This is a genomic window from Bacteroidia bacterium (genome assembly GCA_041391665.1).
Lineage (GTDB): Bacteria > Bacteroidota > Bacteroidia > J057 > J057 > JAGQVA01.
Window position 1 is genome coordinate 1,188,732 of record JAWKNO010000002.1, and the last position, 26,612, is coordinate 1,215,343.

The following is a 26,612-nucleotide window of genomic DNA, read 5'->3' on the forward strand; positions in this document are numbered from 1 at the left end:
AGCCGTTAGCCATTAACCATTAACCATTAACAATTAACAATTAACAATTAACCATGCCGCCCGCAGCCAGACTCAACGATATGCACGTATGCCCGATGGTGGATCCATCAGGAACCCCCCATGTGGGCGGCCCGATTACGGGGCCAGGTGTACCTACAGTTCTGATTGGCGGAAAACCCGCCGCAGTTGTCGGTGATATGATTACCTGCACGGGACCTCCCGATTCGATTGTCAAGGGCTCTTCAACGGTAATGATCGGCGGAAAACCCGCAGCCCGTCTGGGCGATAGTACGGCACATGGCGGGTCTATTATTTTGGGAGAATTTACAGTAATGATCGGAGGATAACGATATGGCAGATTACGATTTTATCGGCAGGGGGTGGGGGTTTCCACCCACATTTGACAAGTCAACCGGTGGCGTGCAGATGCTCACTGGGAAAGAGGACATTCAAAGTAGTATTGAAATTATCCTTACCACCGGAATCGGCGAAAGGGTCATGCGCCCTGACTTTGGGGCAGGAATGGAGAAACTTTTATTTGAGCCTTTGGACACCACGCTTCAGGTCTATATGAAAGATGTAATCCAGACGGCGATCCTCTATTTCGAACCAAGGGTCGTACTGGACGACGTGCGACTTGAGCCAGTGGCTGAAGAAGGACTTGTCCGGATTTTTATCGAATACACGGTCGCAGGGACAAATACCCGCACCAATTTTGTTTTCCCTTACTACCTCGAAGAAGGTAGCCAGATCAGGAATGAAACGCCATGAAGCATAACCGGAACGAAAAAATATTATGAACAAGATTAGTTCAACCTATAAAAATCCGCTCAGACGAGATGGCACCAGCCAGGACCAGCGACTGCTGGATGGCCTTCGTGCTGACTTTGTGCGTGTGGACGAAAAGGAAATTCAGGATTGGCTCTTATACACCCGTCAATATGCCGGGCTGGTGCAATATTATAATACCCAAAATCAGCCTGAGGGAAATTGGCAGACATTTATCGAAAATGATATCAGTACCCTCGTGGCTATGGTTTCTTCGACGGGGGCTGAAGCTTATCGAAGCCGGTTTGAAACCCAGGTGAAAGCTGCGGAAAAATCGGTAAACCAACCCGATGATAGTGCAAAAGCATTTGCAGGGATTCTTGTTTCCCTGTTTGAAATTGCCCAAACCCTCAATCTATGGTACCAGAAATCCATTCCTGGGCTCAGCCTGCACAAAACACTCGATCGTCAGATTCAATCAAGGCTTGAGTATGCATTTGCCGAAACCCTCCAGTGGTTAATACAGGGGAGAAGTCTGGGACTTCCGATGAAAGCTGCCGGATTACCGGATGTAAACCTCGACAGGCTTACGCGTACCTGGCCCAATGGGGATCTTCCTGTGGAAGAAAAACCCTTCCTCTGGGGTATTCCTGAAACCAAACGCCAGATATACCGCGAAACGGCAAAACTCGAAGGTCTTTTTCGGAGGTTTTATGAGGTAATGGCGGCAATGATCCATCAGGCGCCGGAGTTTTTGGAAGAAACTTTTGCCGCATATCCTGAACATCAACCGCATATGGCACTTTTCCTGGCTTTTCTCAATCTGATGAAGATTGCCCGGGATCATATGAACAGCCTGACAAAACGCCATCTCGATTTTTATTTTAAAGAAGTACTTCAACTCAAAAACCGTCCTGAAGATCCGGATGAAGTTCATCTCATCTTTACACTGGCAAATAATTTTAACAGTCATCTGATCCCGGAAAATACCACCTTTGATGCGGGGGCAGACGATAATGGCGCAGACCGGATCTATGCTGCAAATGAAGAAGTTGTCGTAAACCGCGCCATAATCGATCCGGAAGTTGGGTTGAGAACCCTGTTTATCCGCAAAAATTTCGATCCGCCAATAGAGGTTTCCACAAATCCGGGAGAGGCAGTTGCTGAATTTACCATCGAAAATATCTATGCTGCACCCGATGCAGACTCTTCCAATGGCCTGGGCGGCGTTTTGCCCGCAGATTTTCCCACCTGGGAATTAATGGGAAGTGAAAATATGCCTTTTGCCGAAACAGGCTTTGCGATCGCCTCGCCTATGCTTTTGCTCGGGGAAGGAACTCGCACCATCCGTATGGTCTTTCAGTTCCGCAATCTGGCCGCTACCGTTGCCAAATACGGGCGATCCCGTATCAAAAGTGAGTTGGGCAACAATGTGAAAATATATCTTTCAGGAGAAAAAGACTGGGTGGTTGTCGAAAATCGGGTCGTAGATATTCTCACAGATATTCCTTTTCTTTCTGAATCAGCCGGTTCGGAAGAAACGCTGGGAGAAGTGATATTCGAACTTTCACTGGGGGTTGATGTTCCTGCAATTGTTCCCTATTCTGAGGAAATTCATCAACGCGGACTGGAGGCCCGTTTCCCTGTAGCTTTATTTATTTTTGACAACCGGGGACTCTCAACCTTGGGCGATCTGGACCTCAACTTAAGAGGCGGAGTGGCGGTTTATGCTTCGGATGCAGAGTATCTCAAAGGCGAATTTATCTCTTTTGATAACGCAATATTTAAGGCAAATGCAGATGTGATTGGCATTCCGCCCGGCGATGCCAATGCGTATCTCTGGAGTAAAATCAATATTGATGCGCCCGATCCCTGGCAGGTGAGAAATCGCTCAACAGACGCGCCCTATATGCCCGGTGATGTTGTCTCTTATGGCCCGGAAAAATATCGCACAAATGCCAAAGTATGGGACCTGAATCCCACCATTCAGGTGAAAATCTGGGAATCTGGCCCTTTGGGAAATATCGGATTTGACCCCGCCAAAACTTATATCGCCAGGGAGTATGTCAGTTTTGAAAACTGGCTATATCAGGCTAAAGTACTCGTTCCGGCCATCGCACCTTCGCTCTCTCCTTCATGGAGAAAGACGCCCGATTATGTGGCAAACAATACGCCTTTGGTCAAAGGGGAAATCAATTTTTTGCCTTCTGCTTCTGCCTATTTTGTGTTGTTGGCTGATGAAGCTTCGGGAATTGAGCCGGGCTCCGCAGCTGATATTTTGATCTGGCAACAAATAAAAGCTTACGAAAACGCTCCTGCTCAATTATATAAAAAGGATGATGTCATCCTGGTGGAAGGGCCTAAGTTCTACCGGGCACGGGCCGGGTCAAAAGGCATTGCTCCGGGTTCAAATTCCAATGGTTGGGGGCCTATGGATGGGTATGTCTCCGGGACAAGCTATCAGCCAAACGATACGGTCGTCTTTAAAGATAAATTGTATAAGGCAACTGTGGCCAATCAGGGCGTTTCTCCTGAAGGAATTTCGGGCGTTTGGGCAGAGGCTGGTTTGTATAGCACCGTGCAGTCCTATTTTCCCGGCAATGTTGCGGTATTAAATAATAAACTGTACCAGGCCACTTTTGCATCGCAGAATGCTTCTCCGGATCAATCGGGATCTTCCTGGATTGAAAACGCTGTGTGGAATCCGACAACTGCCTACCTTGCTAATTCATTTGCGGTTGTAAATGGAAATTTGTACCAGGCCAGTTTCCGCTCAAAAGGGGTTGCCCCTGATGGCAGCACCAATTCATGGAGTGAAGTCGCCAGTTGGAATGCTGCCCCTCAGGCACCTTATCAGGTAGGCGATCAGGTCAATTATGCCGGATCATTGTACAAGTCAAAGGCCGTGCAGTCTGGTATTGACCCGAATTCCAATGCCAATGGATGGACATTAATCCCGACTTATCAGACAAGTGCCACTTACTCTGTGGGTGCATACGTAAGTCACAATGGGGTTGTGTACCAGGCAAAATTCTTAATGTTTTTTTCTGTTCCTCCCACAGGCGCAGCCAACGATCCCTTCTGGCAAAGTGTCCTCCCCGTGGCATCCATGGCGCTGTACAATCCTGCCACTTTATATGATTCCGGGCAATTTGTTCAATTTGATCCCGGCACCGGACTGCTCCCTTACCTTTCCAATGCAAGAACGCAAGGGGTACAACCCAATGAAGCCGGTCCGTTGTGGGAGCTCATTTCGGTCGTCAACCTTTACAACGACACTACCGAATATCAGACTGGAAATACGGTGCGTATCTTTCAGGGGATTCCTGCCAGCAATCGCTTTTTTGTCGCCACTCAAAATGTCATCGGCGATCATCCGTTGAACCTGAGTTTTCCCTGGCAAAATATTTCTGCTTTGGTGACAGAGTATTCGATTTCGCTTTTCTACGCAACATCTAGTCTGGTTAAGGTTACGGCAGGCGCGGGAAATGTTCGCTTTTTCCGGGCAATAGAATCCAGCCTGGGCGATCATCCTACCGATACGATCAGTGTATGGGCCGATATTAGCTCCGGCGTGTTGACCTGGACAGCGAATGTAGAATATCTGAAGGATGCTAAAATCAAAGTAGTCACCCCGCAGGCGACGCGCTTTTTTGTCGCGCTTCAAAGCAATAAAGGGGCTGATCCCACCGGCGCCACTAATCCCTGGGTGGAAGATTCAAACGCTGTTCCGGACTATAGTGCTGCGTTACAATACCAGGTTGATGATAAGGTAAAAGTGCCTGTTTCGGGCAATCCGGGCTTTTTTAAGTTTTTCAAATCGACAGGAATTACTCTGGGATCCGATCCTTCTGTCAATTCGCCGATTTGGGTAGTTGAAGCTACCTCGCCTGTAAGCTGGGTCAGCTCGGGGGCTTATGTTCACAAAACATTGGTCTCTGAAGACAATGTATTTTATCAGGCTAATATCAAAACTACAGGAATCAGACCTTCTTCCGGGGAGAAAATCTGGAAAAAATTAGCCCCTTCTGATTACAGTTCGTTTAATATTTTGCCTTACGATCCCAAACGCTCATTTATCAATGGGGATTACAGCGTGTATGGCGGAACGATTTACCAGGTAAATAATTCTTCGGGTATTTTACCGGCAGAGCTTTCGCCCGATCTCAATCCTTCCTGGGAGAAAAAATCAACGCTGGCAGAATACGATGCGCGCCAGGAATATCCGGTGGACACCTTTGTCCGATTCCGCGGGCGTATATACCGCACACAGGCACTGACGCGGGGGATCCCGCCTAATTCTGACCTTCTCATCTGGGAGAAAATCGATCTGGCCACGATTGGGGTTTACGATCCGCAGGAAGTATATGTAATGGGGGATTATGTTCAGTCAGGCGCATCCGTTTTTCGCGCCAATGCGGGTATTTCGGGTACGCCTCCCCCTGAGTTAGAACCCGAAGACGAGCCGTGGGTTCAAATTACCACCTATCAGCCGGGAAAAGGCTATGATATCGGCGACCACGTTTGGATAGGGGGCGCCATCTATAAATCAGAACTACCCGCCAACCAAAGCAAACCGGGCTCCGGGACCGGTTGGACAGAGATTACAGAGATTTTAAATTATGACTCTGCCGTTGCTTATGATGCAGGTGCAGTTGTATATGATTTGGGGAGGTATTTTGTTTCCCTTACTCAAACTACCGGACACACACCCGGGCAAAATTTTCTGCTTTGGGAGGAGGTGATCCGAATTGCAGCATTTAATGGTATAGAGCGGTTCCTGCCGGGGGAATACGTTCAGTACGGGCGCAACATTTACCGGGCGCTTACAACCGTCGTGGGGGATGACCCCGAAAACTCACCTGAGCTCTGGCAGATTATCGGCGCGATTCCGGTGTATAATAATGAGAAGCCCTATTTCCAGTATAGCCATGTTCTTTCCGGGGGCAAGGTGTATATGGCGATGAGAAATACCAAAGGGTTGTCCCCTGAAGCTGATACCGCTCATGCAGTCTGGCGGCAAGTGTTGTATAGCTATCCTTACAAATTTTTCCGCGAACCCAAAGTCTATAAATTTGATCTGGGGGTAACCGTTGCCGGAATTCAAAACCTGATTCTTGAAAATGACGATGGCACAATTGCTCCGGGCAAACCGTTTTCCCCTTTTGGTTCTGCTCCCAAAGTAGGCGGCAATTTCTACATCGGTAGTCATGAGGTGTTTTCCAAAGCGCCCTCCACCGTAAATATTCAGTTGGAATGGGGCGATTTGCCTTTAACCGGTGATAAGCTGGATTTCTCTACCCATTATGCCAACTACAACGACGCCCTATTCAGCCAGGATTCTGATAATACCGGGAATACGGGGAATACAGCAACGGCTGTCTCTCCGGTTGACTCCAATAGCTATTTTAAGGCCGGGGTAAATCTGCTGCTTAATGGAAACTGGCGAACATTTGGCGAACCCAATTCTCCGATTACTCTTCCTTCCGGGCCATTGGCTTTGTTTTCTGAAAATGCTGCTACTCCGGAAGATCTCGATCAGTTGCGCAATTTTCACTCCCAACAAGTCGATATTGCGGTTGCATTTGACCGGCTGAATGTAAAACGCGATCCTTTACTTGCACCCTTTACTGCTTTCCGGAATGGAATGGCACGGGGCTTCCTGCAGTTGCGACTTTTGAAAGACTTTTTCCATGCGGATTACCCGCGGTTTGTCGCAAAATCTGCGATGGAGCGAAAATCTCAGCTGTTACCCAATGAGCCCTATACGCCGCTAATTAACCGGATTTCTCTCAGCTATTCTGCTTCGGAGACTATTAACTTTTTCGTAAAATCTTCTGCAGATTTTCCAAACCGCGTAGAGCAGTTCTTCCATATTCATCCTTTTGGCCATGTGGAGTTTTTTCCGGTGGACGAATCTCCCTCAGATCAGGTATTTGCCAGCCCGCTGCTCGTACCTGTCTTTGAGGCAAAAGTCCTGAACCCTGAAGATATCATTCCGCCAACTGCGGACCATCAGTACATTGATGCTACCGGTAATTTGTTTATCGGTATCCGAAATCTTGATCTGCCTCAAAATCTGCATATCTTGTTTCAGGTAGCCGAGGGAAGTGAAGACCCGGCGCATTCGGGGCAAAGGGTGGCCTGGTCGTACCTCTCCCATAACCGGTGGAAAGATCTCGACAATTCCCGTATTCTGGGTGATACAACCAATCATTTGCTGACATCTGGTATCGTGAAGTTTTCGCTGCCCGATGACATGACAAACAGCAATACGCTTCTGCCAGGTGGGGGGCTGTTTTGGATCAGGGGGAGTATTATCAACTACGCAGATGGTATTGCGAAAGGATTAAAAATTCTTCCCCAGGCACTGTTGGCAGGTTATCGAAAACAACCTGAGAATGATCCCCGGCATCTGGCGACCGTTTTGCCTTCGGAATCAATAACCAGTCTGATCAACCGACAGGCAGCGATTAGTGAAGTGTTGCAACCTTTCCCGTCTTTTGGCGGGAGACTGGCCGAAACAGACGAGCAGTTTTACGTGAGAGTAAGTGAGCGTCTGCGCCACAAAAACCGGGGAATTACGATTTGGGATTATGAACGGCTGGTATTAGAGCAGTTTCCCCAGATCTATAAAGTCAAATGTATCAATCACGGCAAACCTGGAAACGAACTGGCGGCAGGTTATGTGCATCTGGTGGTCATTCCCGATTTGCGCAATCAAAATGCTGTCAACCGGCAAAGACCCGCTGTAAGTGTCAACCTTCGAAACGAAATCCGCAATTTCCTCAAGACCCGCGTCTCTGATTTTACCGAAGTGATTGTCGAATCGCCGGTTTATGAAGAAGTACGGGTAAAAGCCAATGTGAAATTCGCCAGGGGAAAAGATATTGGGTTTTATTCTGGACAGATTGTCAAAGACATTATTCGATTTATGGCGCCGTGGCTGTACGATCCGGAGACCCGCATTTCATTTACCAACGAAATTACGCCGTCGGGTATACTCAATTTCTTAGACGAGCAGCAATATGTGGACTATGTAACCGACTTCCGGCTGGAATACCGGAAAAACACAGATGATCCATGGGCAAAAGTAACGGGTGATGTTGTGGCCGCTTCGACCGCTTCGTCATTGCTTGTTCCCGCCCCTGCATTATTGCATGAGATTCACCCCATAGAAGATGAAAAATGTCAGATAACAACCTCTTTCTAATCCGCGATCAGGTTTTGCCTGACAGCCAGAACTACGAGCTGCTGCGAAAGACCGGCATTCAGCATATTCAGAATCTGGCAAACAGACTATGGACGGACTACAACGCCTCTGACCCAGGGATTACCCTGCTGGAAGCGCTGTGTTATGGCATTACGGACCTGGGATACAGGACAGCGTATGATCTCAAAGATTTGCTCACAAGGTCTGAAAAAGGGGCGGCCATTGCGCCTTCCGGGTTTCATAAAGCCCGGGAAATTCTCACCAACGGCCCTGTGACCTTTAATGACCTGCGAAAAATGCTGGTGGACATTGAGGGCGTCAGAAATGCCTGGGTGGAAAAATTTACAGATACGGAGTTAAACGGGCTGTATGAGGTGTTTCTGGAGTTTGAGGAGTTTGTCGAAGACCTGAAGCTGGGACTCAAAGACCGAGATAACTGCTTAGGTGAAAAACTCAAAGGCAAATACGAAACGCCCGGCTTTGGAAAAATGCGTGTCAAAGTTACCCGGGATATGTTGCTCAGGTCCTTGAGCGTATTTCCTGACTGCCCAGGAACGGTCGTTGTGCGCCTGCTCAATGCCGGTGGAGAAGTACTCAAAACTGCCAGTCAGGAGGTCTTGGAAAGCGGGGTAAAAACACCCATTTCGTTAAACTGGGTATTGGTGCCATCTCCGGATGAAGAAGAAGATAATTATTATATTCTCGATGCAGAAGGTTCTACCGTGAATCTGTATATGAATATCGGCGGTATCCGCGTGGATTGTCTGGCAGAAATTGAAGGATATGCGGAAATCATTCCCGGAGACAAACACAGCGGGCCTGAAAGAGATAATTATTATTATTTCTATGACTTGATATTGGATTTTCCCGAACCGGGAAGTGCGCCCGATTATCCGGCTAAAGCGGTTCTTGGACTTTCTGACTACGACAAAAGAAACCTCGAAGGCGAATTTTTATTTACCGATGGCAAGTGTATCCAGTTTGATGTTGAGCGTAAACTAACGCTTGAATCAGTATATATCTATGGCCATAAAAAGGGAAAGGTAACCGTCGAAGTGAAGAATATGGCAGGTAACGTCGTCTGCTGTGAAGAGGTCGTTATTAAGGGCGAGGATCGAAGAACGCGCGTAACGCTGGGATGCCAACTGCCGCCATGTCAAAACTACCGGATCGAAGCCCGGTCGGAAACCGTAAAATTGTACGCCAATCATCAGGCTGATTTTCCCTATTCAGAACCGGAGGTGATGATTTTGCTGGGGGGAATGGCTGGCGAATACCTGGAGCAGGAATACTATTTTTTCTATGACTGGGAAATCAGTTTTGAAAAACCGGTTGGGAAAAATATCCCTTCCATGTTATTCACCAAAACTGCGGTCAAACAAAGAGCGCTGGACAAAATTCTCTCCAGCCGCAACTTGTGTGAAGACCTGGTCGGAATCAAAGAATTGCGGCCTGAGGACATTGGGATCTGCGCCGATATTGAATTGAAACCGAACGTGGACGTGGAGGAAACCATGGCCGAAATTCTTTTCCGGATGGAAAACTTCATCAAACCACCGGTAAGATTTTATACACTGGAAGAAATGTTCTCCAAAGAAAAATCTGTGGAGGAAATATTTGATGGCCCTGCTTTGGATCACGGTTTTATTGATGATGAGGAGTTTAGAAAACTCATTCCCCGCCGTCCGCTTCGCGCTTCTGATATCATCCAGGAGCTGATGGATATACCGGGTGTGATTTCCGTGAGAAATCTGGTAATGGTAAGTTTTATAGATGATCGTTTCCGCGATGAGGAAAAGTGGGAGCTTTGCCCTTCTCCCGATCCCTGCCGTATTCCTAACTTTAGTCCTTCCCGTTCCAATTTTATTTTTTATAAAAATGAGCGCCCATTTTATGCCAATGCTGATAAAGCGCTTCAGATTTTGCAAAACAGGGAGGCAGAGAGTTTTCGGATAAAACACAAGGCACATCAGGATAATCTTCCGGTTCCCGTAGGAGAAGATATGGAGCTGGCCGACCATTTTCCCGTGCAAAATGATCTTCCGCTAAACTATATGGTGGGGCAGTATAAAGTGCCACAATCGGCATCCGCATTGAGAAAAGGACAGGCGGCGCAATTGAAAGGATTTTTGCTTTTTTTTGAGCAATTATTCGCCAACTACCTTGCCCAGTTGTCGCATATCAACGACCTTTTTTCATGGGAAAATCCTGAAAAGGGTGATAGAGTCAGAACCTACTTCACCCAAAAGCTCAATGAAACAGAAATTGCCGGGCTTCCCGATTTATATGCAGAATACACGCAGCTGCAGGTACAACTCGAAGCGATCATAGAAACGCCTGAAGTCGCGCATGAAAGAAAACTCCGTTTTCTCGAACACCTTATCGCCCGGTTTGGCGAGGTTTTTACCGACTACAGCCTGACGATGTTTGGGATGTACGACGACAAGATTGCCGTATCCCGGAGAATTATTGAAGACAAACAAGCCTTTCTCACCGACTACCCCAAACAGAGCAGTGAAAGAGGACAGGCTTATGATTATCGTTATCCGCTTGATTCTGAAAACCTTTCCGGTCTTCAGCGAAGGGTTTACCGCAAGTTGGGCATCCACTGTGTGAAAAGCCATAACCTGGCAGGCGAGCGGTTGAAGATTGTGGCTGATAACCCGGGCGAAGTATATTTTACGATTGTGGATGAGGACGGGGAAATCCTGTTTCGAAGCATTTCCTGCCCATCTAAAGCAGCTATGATTTCCATGCTGGACTTTGTGCTTTTGCTGGTAATGGAAGCCGGAAAAATCGCCTTCCGCGTGGAAAAATGCGATCACGAATGGCAAATGATCGTTGACTGCCCGGGCAAAGACGATCAACTGGTAGGTGTACTGGCGAATGAAGAAGCGCGCGAACCCGTCATCCATTACCTAAAGAAGATCGCGCACTTAGAAGGGTTTCATGTGGTTGAACATATCCTGCTTCGGGAAAGAAAGCCTGGCGATCCACATCTTCCCGTAAATGAAGGCTGTGATGGAGACTGCCCGGAAGTACCGGATCCTTATTCTTTTCACGCTTCCGTCATTATTCCTGCCTGGCCCCGGCGGTTTAGAAATATCCATTTCCGCCGTCTGATGGAAGAAACCATTCGCATGGAAGCACCTGCGCATGTTTACCTGCGGATTTGCTGGATCGGGCATGAGCAAATGCGGCAGTTTGAGCAGGTGCTCGAAAAATGGGAATGTGCGCTCGCAGATCTGACAGAAGAAAAACACGAAACCTACCGGAAAAGTATGGCCGCATTGATAGACAAACTTTTTCAACTGGAAAATATCTACCCACCGGCGAATCTTCACGATTGTGAATCTGCCGGAAATGATACCCCGCAGTTTGTGCTGGGGCAAAACAATCTTGACACATTAGGATAAACCACTCACGAAAAATTATTGCCATGAGCAACAGCATACAGAATTATTATCCCAGTTTTGTTCCCAATCAGGTACTGACTGATACTCAGCTCAATGAACTTCGCTCATTCCTCGACCAGCAGGATCATCTGACCCGCAACCGGCTGATCGGAACCGGAATTGTCTGTGGCTTGCACGCCAGCTATACCGCTACAGAAAAAAAGCTAGACCAGGAGTCACATGTGATTTCGCTTAGCAGTGGTTTGGGTATTACTTCTGACGGGTTTTTGATTGAACTTGGGGCTGCGACATTTTCCCGATACCGCCTCTATGAAGGCATTGACCGTGACGGAGATAAAACCATTGACTACCCTTATTGGCGTGATGCAAAAAAACCTGTATACGAGCTGGTGGCAGATCAGGTGGATAAGGTAGATATTGAGGTGAAAAAGGAGCCGGAAAAAATCTATCCGTTGGAAGAGCAATATATCCGAAGCCATGTGCTGGTGGTGTATATCGAGCCGATGGACGAAAGCCTGAAATCATGCAGGGTAACTGATTGCAGCAATAAGGGGTCGCGTATCCGACTGAATATAAAAGTATTGCTGGTGCATGACACGGATCTGACGGGCATGGCAAAAAACAGCCCGCTGAGCGCCCGGATGCTGCACATTCCCCGTTTTCATACGGTATTGCCGGCACCTTCAGTTACAGCAGATGGCAATCGTCTGATGCCGCTTGGGATGATCACCCGTACAGATGATATCCGGTTTGCTTATGGTACTATTATCGAAAAAATGCTGCCGCATATCAAAGATGTACTGGATAAATACCGCCGGCATGACGAACTGAGGAATTTCCTTCAAATGAAGAAGGAAGATCTCTTTGAAATGATCAACCGGGTCGGTGGCGATGATCCCATCATTGAACTACAGGAAAGACTGTTGCACATCTTTCCTGAGGGAAAAGACGCCAGTGATTATAATCAGTACCACTACGATTTTATCCGCGATCTGGTGGTCGCAATCAATGAGTTTGAAGTCGAATGGTGTAAGCTGGTCAAATCCTGTAAAGGCCCGGCTGATTTCCCCCGCCACCTGATGATTCGCCGCTTTGAATCGCCTCAAAAACCAGACGGTACTACATATAGACATACTTTCCAGCCTTCTGCGGTTAAAAACCAAATGTACCAGGACTGGGACCGGACCCGGAAAATGTTTCTCCGGATCCTGTATCTGATCGGGTATTTTGATGTAGAAACAGTAGCCACTTATGGAGACCTTTCGCGGGTTCCGGATATTCGCATTACACCGGGGCAGACTGGGTTTTATCCACTGGGTGAGCAGGCTATACCCTTTTATTACAATTGGAAGGAAAAAGTCTCAGCGTTGATCAGCTTCCCCGAAGCCTGGCAACCTGCCATGAACTGCACACCCGAAGAGCCATTTACTTTCCATCAGAATCCCAAAGCCACAGGCAACTTGTATGCAGCGCAGCCATTGCAGTTTGACCTCCGGCAAAAATCATTTTTCCAGATAGAGGGGCATCTGGGCAAAACCCCGGGCGAAGTGATGGACTTTTTACAGGCCGCCCGTCTTGTGCACAATCTCGATTTTGATGTCGTATTGTTTTACCTGTCGGCCTCTATGGATGAAGTACGCGATCCGATTCCGAATCCGCTTCTCTACAAAGATTATGTGAGCCATTTGACCGGAATGGAACACCTGAACGGAGTTGCACCCGGTGATACACTCATCTTACTTGCCGACCCCAAATGTCCGGGTTTTGATGACGATGTCGTCGTTGCAGACTTCACCCTGAAAGGCAAACTATCCTGTTGCCTGAATCTGGAATCTGTGGAACAGACCTATTATTCTGAGCCGAGGGCAAAAATGGAAGTTCATGTTTTTGATGAAGAAAAATATTACCTCGGAAATGCAACTGTAGAACTTCGTAAAAAAGGAGAAAAGGATGTTTTGGCTTCAAAGGTTACGCCCAATCAGACAAAAGGTGATGGCTCGACCCGCGAGGGAATTGTGTCCTTCGATGGGCTGACAGAAAAGGTCGGCTATGAGTTGACCGGTACGGCCCGGAAAGATAATATTTTATACTCCGGTGTAGCATCCGCTACAGCCAGCGCGGAGGGGCGGGTGGTCGAACTTATCCTTTTTGCCCTGATCGGTGATCCGAAAGAAGAGCCTCAGGCGCAATCGCGCGGATTTGCCATGGAAGAGGAAACCGCTGTTTCTGTAGCTCCGCCAGCACGAAAAGCCACTGTAACGGAGGATATATTTGCTGAAAGAAGACAAAGCCGGGTAAAGGCCATTTTTGCCTTCAATCAGTCGGGCGACTACCAGCGAAACCGAACGTACCAGGCGGCACAGGAATTTATCGGTGAGGACAAACTTACCGCAACGGCATTAAACACTGCGTTTAAGGATGCTGCCGGCAAATTGAAATCTGTCTATAAAAGAGCCAGCGGATCGAAGGAAAAGGACTACAGCCAAATGCTGGAAATGGTCTTTCTCGCATATATGGATCGTCTGGCAGAAACCTCGCCTTCAGCCTTGCCTACGGAAGCCAGTGAGGTTATCTCCGGTGAAGTTGCAGATTTTGCCGAGTACGGCCTGACTGCGACAGGTGTCAAAAAATCCTGGAATGCCGCTTCCCTGAAAAAAGCCACCTCTGGCAATATTGTCGATCAAATCAATCGATTGTTGAAATAAACCCAATAAAAACCGCTGAATGTCAGGGCAGAAACACATAATTGGAAAACAGGTTATTGAACTACAGGTTCCTTCGGGAGGGGATACATTTGCCCTTCAGCAGGAAGTGAGTTTTGTTTTCCGGAATGAGGTTTTACCCAGACTCGAAGCGATGTTTGACCGCATGGTAGATGCGGATACGGTTATTCGCCTGGATTTACTGGAAGTGGATTTGGGGCGACTGGATCCCCAGCGGCTGGCGGCCTCATTGATGGAGCAAATTCTCCCGAAAGTGGAGCAGGCGCTTCGTGAACAAATCAATAGCCTTTCAGCAACCGCCTCTGCCAAAAACCAGGGCACATTTAAGATTCCTCACAGTCTGACAGAAAGCCTGCTGTATTTTCTTGAAAACGGTTTTTTCCCCTGGTGGGGGAATAAGGAAAGTTGGGGAGAGTGGGAAATTGCCCTGGCAGATACGATTGCGAAAAACCCGGATTCTGCACAAAAGGTTCTGAATTTGCTTCGCAAAAATCCCCGGGCGAGAGACCGGTTTCTGTGGCAGTTTGGCGCCAAAATGCAAGCAACGTTGACCGCTTATACGGGCAATTTGCCCGATGTCATAGAAGGCCGGGAAGCAGAATGGCTGGAATTTTTTAGCCAATTGGGGAAAGCCAATCATTGGGACAAACACGACATTCCTTTTGTATTTCACCAGTCAGTTCAAGTGTTGAGATACAGCCTGGAAACAAGCCAGATTCCGGAAAGCCGGGCTGTTCATCTGCTGGTTCGCATTTTTTCCGGTCAGTTGAAAATCCCTTACCGCGAACTGCTGAAACAAATGCTGGAATTTTTGCTGGAAGGGAAACCCGTTTCTGTTTTTGGAGAATCCGTCTTACAGCCCGTACTTCTGCAACTCTGGGAACAAACCGGAAAAAAACCATTGTCCGGAAAGATTCAGACCAAAGATTCTCCCACACCTGAGTCAGAAACTCCTGCCAATAAAAAGCGCATTCAACCGGAAAAAGAAGATTTTGCAGACGAAAATGAGTTTGATAAAGATGCGGAAAATCAACCCGAAAAACCATTGGAGCCCGGGACAGGAATATTTATCGAAAATGCCGGATTGGTACTGCTCCACCCATTTCTCGCTAACTATTTCACAGCGTTAAATCTGATACAAAACGGCCATTTTGTCAATGAAGAAAGCAGACACCGGGCGATTCACCTGATACAATATCTGGCATCAGGAAAAACCGAAACGCCGGAACACGACCTGAGTCTGAATAAACTTTTATGCGGATTGCCGTTATCAATTCCCGTAACACGGGGAGTTGAAATTACGGAACCCGAATCTGTTGAGTCAGAAACCCTGCTTCAGGCGGTAATTGGCCATTGGAAGGCATTAAAAAATACCAGTCCCGATGGCTTGCGGTACAATTTCCTCATGCGGGAAGGTAAGCTTACTTTTACCGAAAATGGCTGGTCACTGGCCGTCGAACAAAAAACGCAAGATATACTGCTGGGCAAGCTGCCCTGGGGAATCAGCCGGATTAAACTTTCATGGATGCCCGATTTACTTCGGGTGGACTGGGCATAAATGTATACACAATGAGAAGCAGAGAGAACATACAATCAAGTGGAAATAGGGTTGCTGCTGCAAAACCCTTTTTCAATAAAGGCCCTGAAGGCGGATTTTTTTTCAAAGAAAAAGTCAGCTTTACTGATGGTATGATTCAGCCATACCGAAATAAATCTGCATTCAACTTTGGAAAAGCGGATGGCGGCGGAATGGTCGAAGACAGCTTTAATAAATCAGATAAAGAGAAGAAACCCTGGATTCAAAATATTACCATCACATTTACCGGAAAGAAAAAAGATGCAGACGGAAATGATACCTGGAACGGAACGGTTGATGTCAGCTATTATCCCAATGCAGTAGCGTTATCCGGTTTTAGTTTTGCCATTTCCGGAGGTTCTGTACAGGTCGGCAATACTGATGCGGGAACCTTTACGGTACATCGGATAGAAGGAATTTCTTATAACAGCGGGAAATACTCGGATCTGACCGACGGCGTAGGTCCCGGCAAACGATACACCAAAAATCTGGGCCCGGCCAATATGCACTTTGCTGTGTTTTACAACGGCGGTGAAGCAATTCACCTGGGGCCATTGGGTGATTCCTCACACGGCTGTGTGCATGTAGATCCGGGCGACGCCATCAAAATGCGGCAGATCAACTACCACTCCGTGATTGGAAGAACAAAGGTGAAAGTCGTATATGCTTAATAACAGACGCTTGGATTTGTACATTGATAAATGAAAAGGCAATGAAATCAGAGAAACAAGGCATTTCCTCCGGCAGTCAAAAATCCTCCCAACCCTTCTTTCACAAGTCGGGCAATGGGTCCTTTTTTTCTCCGGAAACCATTCAGCGAAAACTTACCATTGGTCAACCCAATGATAAGTATGAGCAGGAGGCAGATGCAATGGCAGAAAAAGTAGTTTCCCGGTCAACAGCTTCTACGCCCAGTATTCAACAACAATGCGCCGAATGTGAGAAAGAGAAGCAAATACTCCCTATGCTCCAGCGGGAACCCCTGCCGGAAGAAGAAGAACTTCAGATGAAGCCGGAAATCATGCGGCAGGAAAATGATTTGTTGCAGGCAAGCCCAGACCTTGAGTCAAAACTCAGTTCGACCAAAGGCGGCGGTCAGGCCCTTTCCCCATCTGTACAGGCAGAAATGAATTCCTCATTTGGTGCCGATTTCAGCGGCGTGCGGGTTCATTCAAATACGAATGCAGCTCAGATGAGCCAGAGTATTCAGGCACAGGCATTTACAAATGGTAGTGATATTTATTTCAATCATGGAAAATACAATCCAGAAAGCAGTGAGGGCAAGAAATTGCTGGCGCATGAACTTACGCATACTGTTCAGCAGGGAGCTGTAAAATAAAAATTCAAACTGCAATAAACCACTAAAGTATGAGAACGGTTGAAAGGTCTGAATCCACGAGCGTATATAGAAAGTCGATTCCATTCTTCGGAAGGGTTTCGGGTGAATCTTTTTTCCCCCAATCAACTGCTTCTCCAAAAACAAATATATCTGACGAGGTCTATTCGAGGGAGGCCAAGGGGTTGTCAAAACCTATTTCGTCGGGCCATCGGACCCTTTCACAGGTGTCTAAACCCATGATTTCCCGATTTAGTGATTCTGTACATCATCAGGTGGAGGAGTATGCGCTGGGCAATGCCGGACTGGAGGCGGGAGCTATCACGACGATTATTAGTGCCAATACAGCAGAAGAGAAGGCTATGGTGAGGGAAAGATATAAAATTACAGATGAGCAAATCGCGCTTATTCAAAAGGCCGGGAAAACAGGTGAATTGAAATTTAGCAAGGGGCAAATTGAGGGTATTCACAAGGGAAATACTCAGCGGGATTACAGCCAGGTACCTAAAGCCGGGAATGCCGTACTGTTAAATCAATATAAAGACTTTGGTGGTTACCACCCCGAAGAACATTTTGATAATTTCATTTTTGATGTTCAAAACGGAAAATGGCGAACCAGGGGATCTGGCGGAAAGTTCAAATTTGCCGATCTGAATCATGCTGATAAAACCCCTATCGACTATATCAGGTCTCAGGTTTTTGAACTGGCAACAAATTATGATCAAGAAGGATTGACGGATGAACAGAAAATGGTATATGCCGGGAATGCCTTTCATACCATAGAAGATTTTTTTGCGCACTCTAATTTTGTTGAATTAACACAGAAAGATTCCCGCCATGGAAATGACCTGATAACCGGAAGTGTTAACGGAACCAGCGACAGCCTGCTTCAGATCGGCGAAAGCGTAAGTGGGCAGGAGATGAAAGGTTTTTATCACGACCAGGCTGAAGCAGTGAGAGAACGTTCTCCGGAAGGATCACATTCCAAAATGTCCAAGGATCATCCGGGTGCCTATAATTTTGTTGTAGCACGCAGATTGGCAGCACTCGTAGTCAGGCAACTATCGACGGATCTTTTGATCGCATTGTTGGCCACTACGCCAGAGGCCCGAAAGCAGATGCTGGAAAATACTTTCATGAAAAAGGTTTTGCGATACTTTCGTCCGCCTGATTTTTCCGATCCATGGTGGCAAGACCTTGAGCAGGCAGCGCCAGCCAATATCGATTCCGAACTGGACCGGATACAGAAAAGAACGCCGGAGACCATCAATCAATCTCCCTTTAGTCCTTTACGAAATCTGGAAGCTTCTTCCTATGGCCCAATGAAAATGCCACTGGGAATTGCGATTCCTGTCCAGACCAAGAAAAGCCATTTCTGGATTCAGTTAGGTGTCGGAGTTATGGCTCCTGGTGCATCTGGTACGGATGGTTTGCCTATGCCGAGGCCAGATTCTTCCGATCAAACGCCTGGGTTTGTAGGCGGCATCCAGTTTGGCGGAGGTTTTTAAAAAATATCAAATAAGAGAAAGCGAATGATCACACTCTCCATAGCTATACAGAAAGGTGGTTCGGGCAAAACCACTACTGCCATCAACCTTGCGGCCGGCCTCCGGCAACTGGGCAAATCTGTATTGCTCCTTGATCTTGACCCCCAGGCTAATATGACCCAGGCGCTGGGCTTTGAAGATCCTTCCCCCAATCTCTACGACCTTCTGCATCAGGAGTTTGATGGAGAAGAAGCGGATATTGATGCATCGATTCTGTTTTCAGGTGATCTTCCCCTGATTCCCGCATCGCTGGATCTTGCCGGAATAGAACTGGAACTTGTCAGCGTTTACAACCGGGAAAAGGTTCTGAAAACGATGCTTCAGCCCCTTGAAGATAAATATGACTTTCTCATTATCGATTGCCCTCCGGCGATTAATCTGCTGACCATCAATGCGCTAAACGCCAGCAACTATGTCCTTATGCCCCTTCAGGCTGAATTTTTGCCGCTACGGGGCGTGCATAGTTTTATGAAAACTTTTCAAAAAGTGCGCAAACAGCTCAACCCTGAGTTAGCGATTCTGGGGTTTGTGTTTACCCGCTATGACCAGCGAAAGTCGATGAACCGAAATGTCATGGATCAACTAAACGCTGAATACGGAAACCTTGTCTTCGAAACCTATATCCGCACCAATATCAGCCTGGCTCAGGCTCAGGAGTGGGGGCAGGATATTTTCCGTTTTGACAATACCTCCAACGGTGCTTTTGACTATATGCAACTTTCTCAGGAAGTGTTGCTCAAGCTTAATAAATAATTTTTTTACCGAATTTCTGAAAATCATCCTGGCCATGAGACTGATTCCCATCAATATTCCCTCCGGACTCACCGAAAGATCCACCATCGTTTCCGGTGCCATCACCCCTCAGGACGAATCCTCCGGCTTCAAAGATTGCGGGGTGATTTTCACTACCAGTGTTTCTCCTTCGCCTGAAGATTTTGATCCCCAGCTTTTGCTTCATGCGATTGTTGAAAACACCGAATTACCTCCTGAAGATACGGACAGGTATTTCACGGTGATAGGTGGTTATTATTTTGAAAGAATTCGGGTAAATAATCAGAAGGAGGCTAAAACCACCCACGTATTTGGTGTGGCACTCGATCGGTCTCAGGGCTTTTTTATGGAAGAGGGGGGGAGCGTAATCCTTCGCGACCATTGGCGTTTGCTGGAAGATAAAAGATCATTGGATGCCACAAATGAGCGAACCGCCGGAGAAAAAACTGGCTGGACGCTGATCGTTGCTGAAGCCAAACTTCCCCGCAGCAAATATCCGATGAGCGGAAAGCCCATGCAGATTTTTGTCGAATGTTCGGACGTTACCGGGCTTAAAATTGCCAGGGAAGACCTGTCGGAGGGTTCACTGACCATTGATTTTCTGGCCATAACCAACGGCTCCGGATTGACATCCTTTTTGTGGAATATGGGAGACGGCTCATCCGAACAATCCACCCATACGCCTGAATTTACCTATACCTTTCCACGGCTGCCGGGTGAAGAAAAAACGTATGAAATTTCTGTGAAAGGGGAAGGCGCTGCCGGTTGTGAATCCTCATCCAAGACCCGATTGACAGTACCTTCGGTTCCCGATGAACCCGTCTGTCCTTCCATTCGGGGAATACGCCAAACTCCTGGCGAACTCACATCCAGTCAGATGACGGTGAATTTTACCGCTGATATAGATGGCGAATCTCCTTCAGAATATATCTGGGATTTTGGTGATGGCAGTAAAGCCGAAAAAACAGCAGAACCAGAAATTACGCATATTTTTGAGCGCCCTGATGGCGATGCCATGACGTATGAAGTCCGGCTGGTGATAAATGGTACAGGTAAATGTACCGATGAGGCTACCGTATTTTGCCAGATTCCGGGTGAATGTCCGATACTCACCGGTATCAGTCAGAGTGAAGGGGATTCTAATGAAAATGGCTATTCTGTAGCTTTCACAGTTTTATTCACTGGCCCTGCGCCTGAAAAATTTATCTGGGATTTTGGCGATGGAACAGAAGAAAAGATATCTGAACTGCCTTCTATTTCCCATAGTTTTTCTCAACCAGAAGGAGAGGGCATCCAATTGCCGGTGAAAGTGGGCACGTCCGGCCCGGGTAGCTGTTCTGGCCTGGCTGAAACAAATGTGTTTGTGCCTGGTAAGGAAATCAAGTTTGAGTGCCCGATTTTTCAGGAAATTACCTTTGAGGCAGATCAGGTTGAAACCCAGGCGCTCGCATACACTTTTACTGTTCACTACAAGGGTCCCAAACCTGGTCAGTTTATCTGGGAGCTGGGTGGAAAAACAGAACCGTTTGTTACGCAGGAACCGATATTTACCAATATCTATAAACAGCCCGGAGGAAAACCTGAAAAACGCACGATTCGCGTGCTGATGGAGGGCCCGTCAAATTGTAGTGATGGGGGCGAGCTTACTTTTATCCTTCCGGGGGTTTGCCCTGTCATCAGTGAGATGAGTTATGATCTGCTTGCGCCATCGCCCCGAAAACAGGAAGTTCAGTTCCGTGCATGGATAGATGGCCCGGCAGCAGATTCTTATGAATGGGATTTTGGCGATGGCACACCTGTCCTCACCACAGACAGCGCCATGCCTGTTCATGTCTATGACAGGCCCGCGGGAAAATCATCCTCCTATAAAGTCAGGGTTGCAGCAAATGGGCCGGGAGAATGTTTTTCAGAGGCCCGGATCGATTGCGAAATACCTGGGGTTTGCCCGCATTTTACTGAATTGCAACAGGTTGTAAAAGAACAATCGCTCGAAACCTATGAAGTAACCTTCACGGCTGTGCATGAATGGCCTTCCCCCGAATCCTATGTCTGGGACTTTGGAGATGGCAGTGAGAAAGTGTCCGTTCAGGTAAACAGTATTACGCATACATTTCAGCGCCCGGCAGGTAAACCGGTTTTGCTACAGGTTGAAGTTGTCGGAATGGGCCCTGGCGAATGTTATACAGTCCTTCGCGATTATTGCGAAATCCCGGGAACCTGCCCGGTTATTGATGCTGTAACCCTCGCACCTTCAGCACTGGAAGAGAAAACCCAGACCGTAACATTTACCGCGATCACGCATGGTCCTCAGCCTGAAAAATTTACTTGGGATGTAAATGATGGTTCGGAAAGGATTGTGACCGAAAACAATGTGCTGACCCATACGTTTTCCCGCCCTGCTGGTAAGGACAAAGAATTTCAGATCAAACTCACCATCAACGGCCCTGCTTCATGTATTGATGGAAAAACGGTTGTGCATTCTGTAAAAGGAAGATGTCCGGAAATTTTGAATCTTTCTGTAGAAAATGAATCTCTGGAAACTTCAAAACTTAATTGTTTATTCTCTGCACAACTCAACGATCTGAGTGCAGAAAGTTATGTCTGGAATTTTGGTGACGGATCGCCTGAGCAAACTACCCGGCAACCGCAAATTCGCCATACCTTTGCGCGGCCTGTAGGGAGAGCTGTCCGTTATAAAATAACGGTCGCCGGTGTGGGACCGGATCCATGCAAAACCCAGGCATCCGTCAATGTGGATGTCCCGTTTGTCTGCCCGGAAATTGCCAGGATTGCCTTTACCGCCCGTACACCCGTAGCATCGGGAATGGAAGTTGCCTTTGAAGCTCAACTATCACTTCCGGAACCTTTGCCCAATGCTTTTGTCTGGGATTTTGGCGATGGCAGTAAAGCGGTTACGACGACCATCCCCAAGATTACACATATTTTTCCACGTCCATCTGGAGATGCTGCAAATTTTCAGGTTGTGCTTACTACCTCAGGCCCAGACCAATGCAGTGCCCGGGGAGAAGTTTCGGTTGCTGTTCCGGGAATTTGCCCGGTTATCAGTGATGTCCAGGTTAGTACTGAGCTGAAAAATGATGCGCTCGTAGTTACACTGAAGCCGGTGGTGTCTGGTCCGGCTCCCGAGGGCTATAAGGTAGAGTGGGGCGATGGCTTGTTCCGCCCGGAAATGTTGGTGCAACCTCCTTTTGTCAACACCTACCCCCGCCCCGTGGGTGAAGACCAACCGGTCAAAATCCGGGTTATGAGTTTTGGCCCGGGAACCTGTCAGTCTGCCAGAGAAATAGATATTGTCGTTGCTGCACAATGTCCGGTGATCACCAATGTTCGCCAGACAGTGACTGCGCAGGATTTATTGACGTTTACCCTTCGCCTTGAAGCGGTATATGAAGGCCCGAAGCCCGGGCAGTTTATCTGGGACTGGATGAACGGAAGCGAACCGGAGGTAACCACCAGCCCGGTCAACACCCATACGTTTGATCGATTGGCAGGGACAGATCAGTCGCTTACCGTGAAAATCAGCACCCAGGGTCCTAAAAACTGCAGCTATACCGAAGTGGTGCCATTACATATTCCCGGCTCATGTCCCAAGGTTACCAATATTCAAAAAGAAATATTGGAAGTAGGGCCCGATGCCCAAACCTGGCGATTGAAAGTCATTTATGCAGGCTACAATCCGGAAAGTTTTGTCTGGAACTGGGGCGATGGCAGCAAGCCGGAAATATCAGTTCTTGCGGAGGCTGAGCATACCTTTCAGCGTAAACCCGGCGATGATAAAACCTATATAGTTTCTGCTACCGCCAAAGGCCCCGGAAGGTGTGAAAACTCCGGAGAGACTACGGTGGAAATTCCCGGTATTTGCCCTAAACTCCGAAAGGTAAATCTGACCTATGGCGCGCCCACGAAAACCGGCCAGCCAATTTCGGCGCAGGTTGCTGTTGATGGACCGCTTCCTGAGGTTTTTTACTGGAACTGGGGCGATGGTAGTGTTGTGGAGGAAACCACAAAACCGCTTGCCAGCCATACATACGAGCGTAAACCCGGCGATGACAAAATCTATTCGGTTATCGTTACTGCCAAAGGCCCGGAGGGTTGTCAGAGCGGTGCTTCTGCAGACGCAGATATTCCGGGGATTTGTCCGGCGATTCTGAAAATCAATGCGATATATGCTGCACCTGAACCCGAATATCAGGAGATAAAGTTTGTGGCCATTCTGGATGGCCCTGCACCGGGACAAATCGTCTGGGAATGGGGGGATGGCTCCGCCCTTACCCGTACCGCAGGTACGGAGGCGGTACACCGCTATCGTCGCCTGCCAGGCGACGCAGTGGGTTATACTGTACAAGTTATGCCCGAAGGTCCCGAAAGCTGTCGCTGTGAAGATAGTCTCGGCGTTTCCATTCCGGGTATTTGTCCAGAACTAAAGGAGGTCAAAGCGACGTTGTCCCGCCCTGAAGGGGCTGTACAGCAAGTGCGCGCACGGGTAATCTTCGCAGGTCCAAAGCCTGAAAAATACTTCTGGAACTGGGGCGATGGCACTGCTATTGAGGAAACGACCTCCGCTGAAAATGTGCATGAATTCCTCCGGCCTGATGGTGATGATGTCAGTCGGAAAATTGTCGTCAACACGCAGGGGCCTGGAAGTTGCGACCAATCTATCGAAACAAATGTGAGCATTGAGGGGATTTGCCCGGCTATTCAAAAGGTAAACCAGCAGCAACTGGCACTGGAAAAGGCGGTTCAGAAAATGAAGTTTATGCTGGTGGTTGACGGACCTAAGCCTGTTAGTTATTCCTGGAACTGGGGGGATGGGTCTAAGCCGGTGACAACCATCGTTCCTGAGGCCGAACATACCTATACCCGCCCCATGGGTGACGACGTGTTTTTTGATATTCAGGTTGTCGCAACCGGTCCCGGTAAAAAATGCGTAATCCCGGCTCAATCCCGTGTCAAAGTGACGGGTGTTTGCCCGATGGTTGAAGAAATGAAGGTGGAATCTGTCGCTTCTGCGCGTGAATATGAAGATATCCGGGTAACGCTGAAAATCGATGGACCTGCACCGGAAAAAATCAGATTTGATTGGGGCGACCGCGAAACTCCGACGATTCAGAAAGAACTCATTGCGACACACCGATACCTGCGTCTTCCCGGCGAGGATAAAAAGTACTTTATTACCGCCCGGCTGAATGGTCCCGGAAAATGTGAAAATGATGACGAGGTTTCCGTAAATATTGCCGGCATCTGCCCGCTGATTACTGCGGTTTCCGCTGAAACACAATCAGCGGGTATTCTGAAAAAGTCTGTCATCTGTCATGTAATCACCGATGGCCCGCAACCTGCATTTTACGAATGGAATTGGGGTGATGGCAGTAAAAATGAAAAAACAGATAAGCCATTTGCCGAACATGAATACACGCGGCTTTTTGGAGAGGATGCGGATTTTGCTGTGAGTGTTACCTGTTTTGGACCGGGAAAGTGCAAGGTTTCCGGTCAGACTTTGGTGAAAGTGGAAGGGGTTTGTCCTTCTGTGGTTTCTGTCTCTGCGGAGGCACTTCCACCACATGGGCCCGATCAGTCCGTATGGTTTACTGCCAACCTTGCTGAAGGCCCGCTTCCCGAAAGTTACCAATGGAACTGGGGCGATGGAACCAGCGATGAAACTGCCATCGTAAGGGTAAAACATACCTACAAGCGCCCATTTGGTGAGAATAAAACATTTGCAGTTTCACTAACCTGTACCGGCCCCAAATCGTGTCAGACAAGTTCGGCTACTAATGTGGAAATTCAGGGTTGGTGTTCGGAGAATATTCAACTCAACACGGTACGGAAAGCGCTCAGGCCGGTTTCGCAGGAGATGGAATTTGTGGTTACTACCGATGGTCCGCCACCTGCCGGATATTTCTGGGATTTTGGAGACGGGAAGCCGGTTCAGGAAACCCGCATACCGGTGGTATTATACAGCTACCAACGGCTTCCGGGGGATGATCGCAACTATCAGGTCTCGGTTACCGCTATGGGGCCTGGGCCTTGCAGTATTTCTGCAGAACAACTGGTAAGAGTGGAGGGGATTTGTCCGCATATAAAAAGTATCGACCACCAACTGCTTCCTTCTTCTGATGAAAAACAATCTATCCGTGTATGGGTGGAGGTAGAGGGACCACAGGAAGGGGTGGAATACATTTGGGAATGGGGCGATAAAACCCAGTCCGTAACATCAATTCCGGAGGCTGTTCACGCCTGGAACCGGTTGTATGGAAAAGATCAGCAAATTCTGGTCAGCGTATCGCTCAAAGGACCTGAGAGCTGCGGGTGTAATGCGATTACTCAGGTTTATATTCCGGGGAGGTGTCCGAAACTGGTGTATGCCGGGACGGACTTTGGCGAATACGACCACGAATATCAGGACGTAACAGTTACCTTTGATATCGAGGGCGAAGGGCCGGAGTCCTATTCATGGTATTGGGGGGATGGACAAACCTTTGGTACAGACGGGTTGATCGGTCAACACCGGTACAAGCGACCGCTTGAGGATACAGATTATTCGGTTCGAATCGTGGCAAACGGCCCAGGATACTGTGCCGCAGAGCAATGTGTTGTGATTCAGATTGAAGGTTCCTGCCCGCGGATTACCCGGTTGCAAACCAGCTATTGCGGAGACAGTGCAGAGGGGCAGGAAGTGCGGATATTTGCCCAAACCCGGAGAGAAGGCCGTTTTCACTACGAATGGAACTGGGGCGACGGATCCCGGATAGAAAAAACCACCGAACCAGTAGCTAAACATTTCTACCGCTTTGGCGAAGGGAAACCCCGCGATTATCAGGTGAGTGTAACCGTTACCGGGAAAGTTCATCACCACGAGGAAGAAGGCTGCGAAGATATTTTCTGCGGCAATACGGAAACGACTACCGTTCATATTGCGGGTTTTTGTCCTGCGATTGTCAGTGTAAGGCCGGTATTGGGAAAATCTGACCGCAGCAGCCAGTGGATCAAACTTATCGCCATTACCCGGGGCGGGCAACCCTCCCGTTACACCTGGGATTGGGGCGATACTTCCGCGCGAGAGACTACCTCGGCTCCGCATGCAGCGCATCTCTTCCGGAAAGATCACGACGGGCCGCGCACCTATTCTGTGCGGGTAATTGCGTGGGGACCAGCCTCAAAAAAAGGTGGGAAAGAATGCCAGGCGCAGTATGAGGTTCAGATAAAGCTCGAAGGAGAGCAAGTGTTTATTGATTGTTAAC

At 48.1% G+C, this 26,612-nt stretch carries 11 protein-coding genes; all 11 read left to right on the forward strand.

The genetic code is table 11. From position 1 onward, the window contains the following. Positions 1-53: 53 nt before the first annotated feature. The 11 genes from R3D00_16640 to R3D00_16690 all read left to right on the forward strand — a co-directional run bounded on the left by R3D00_16640 (position 54) and on the right by R3D00_16690 (position 26,611). Positions 54-347 (forward strand): PAAR domain-containing protein, encoded by a 294-nt coding sequence (locus R3D00_16640; GenBank protein ID MEZ4774815.1) that lies wholly within the window; start codon positions 54-56, stop codon positions 345-347. A gap of 4 nt (positions 348-351) precedes the next feature. Next, positions 352-771 (forward strand): GPW/gp25 family protein, encoded by a 420-nt coding sequence (locus tag R3D00_16645; protein ID MEZ4774816.1) that lies wholly within the window; start codon positions 352-354, stop codon positions 769-771. Between the two features lie 25 nt (positions 772-796). Then, a complete protein-coding gene (locus R3D00_16650; GenBank protein ID MEZ4774817.1) occupies positions 797-7,981 on the forward strand; it encodes a baseplate J/gp47 family protein in 7,185 nt (2,394 codons plus the stop codon). Beyond that, positions 7,957-11,397: a hypothetical protein gene (locus R3D00_16655; GenBank protein ID MEZ4774818.1), complete on the forward strand. Its 3,441-nt coding sequence runs from the start codon at positions 7,957-7,959 to the stop codon at positions 11,395-11,397. The genes R3D00_16650 and R3D00_16655 overlap by 25 nt, the downstream gene beginning before the upstream one ends. 23 nt (positions 11,398-11,420) lie before the next feature. Next, positions 11,421-14,102: a hypothetical protein gene (locus R3D00_16660; GenBank protein MEZ4774819.1), complete on the forward strand. Its 2,682-nt coding sequence runs from the start codon at positions 11,421-11,423 to the stop codon at positions 14,100-14,102. Between the two features lie 19 nt (positions 14,103-14,121). Next, positions 14,122-15,678, forward strand: coding sequence for a contractile injection system tape measure protein (locus R3D00_16665; protein MEZ4774820.1), 1,557 nt, complete (start codon positions 14,122-14,124; stop codon positions 15,676-15,678). An 11-nt stretch (positions 15,679-15,689) separates the two neighbouring features. Then, complete coding sequence (locus R3D00_16670) at positions 15,690-16,367, forward strand: L,D-transpeptidase (GenBank protein ID MEZ4774821.1); 678 nt, start codon at positions 15,690-15,692, stop codon at positions 16,365-16,367. A 41-nt stretch (positions 16,368-16,408) separates the two neighbouring features. Continuing rightward, a complete protein-coding gene (locus tag R3D00_16675; protein ID MEZ4774822.1) occupies positions 16,409-17,035 on the forward strand; it encodes a DUF4157 domain-containing protein in 627 nt (208 codons plus the stop codon). Between the two features lie 236 nt (positions 17,036-17,271). After that, positions 17,272-18,540, forward strand: a complete 1,269-nt coding sequence (locus tag R3D00_16680) for a hypothetical protein (protein MEZ4774823.1) — start codon at positions 17,272-17,274, stop codon at positions 18,538-18,540. 24 nt (positions 18,541-18,564) lie between these two features. After that, a complete protein-coding gene (locus R3D00_16685; GenBank protein ID MEZ4774824.1) occupies positions 18,565-19,332 on the forward strand; it encodes a ParA family protein in 768 nt (255 codons plus the stop codon). Positions 19,333-19,366: 34 nt separating this feature from the next. Beyond that, complete coding sequence (locus R3D00_16690) at positions 19,367-26,611, forward strand: PKD domain-containing protein (protein MEZ4774825.1); 7,245 nt, start codon at positions 19,367-19,369, stop codon at positions 26,609-26,611. The last annotated feature ends 1 nt before the right edge of the window (position 26,612 follow it).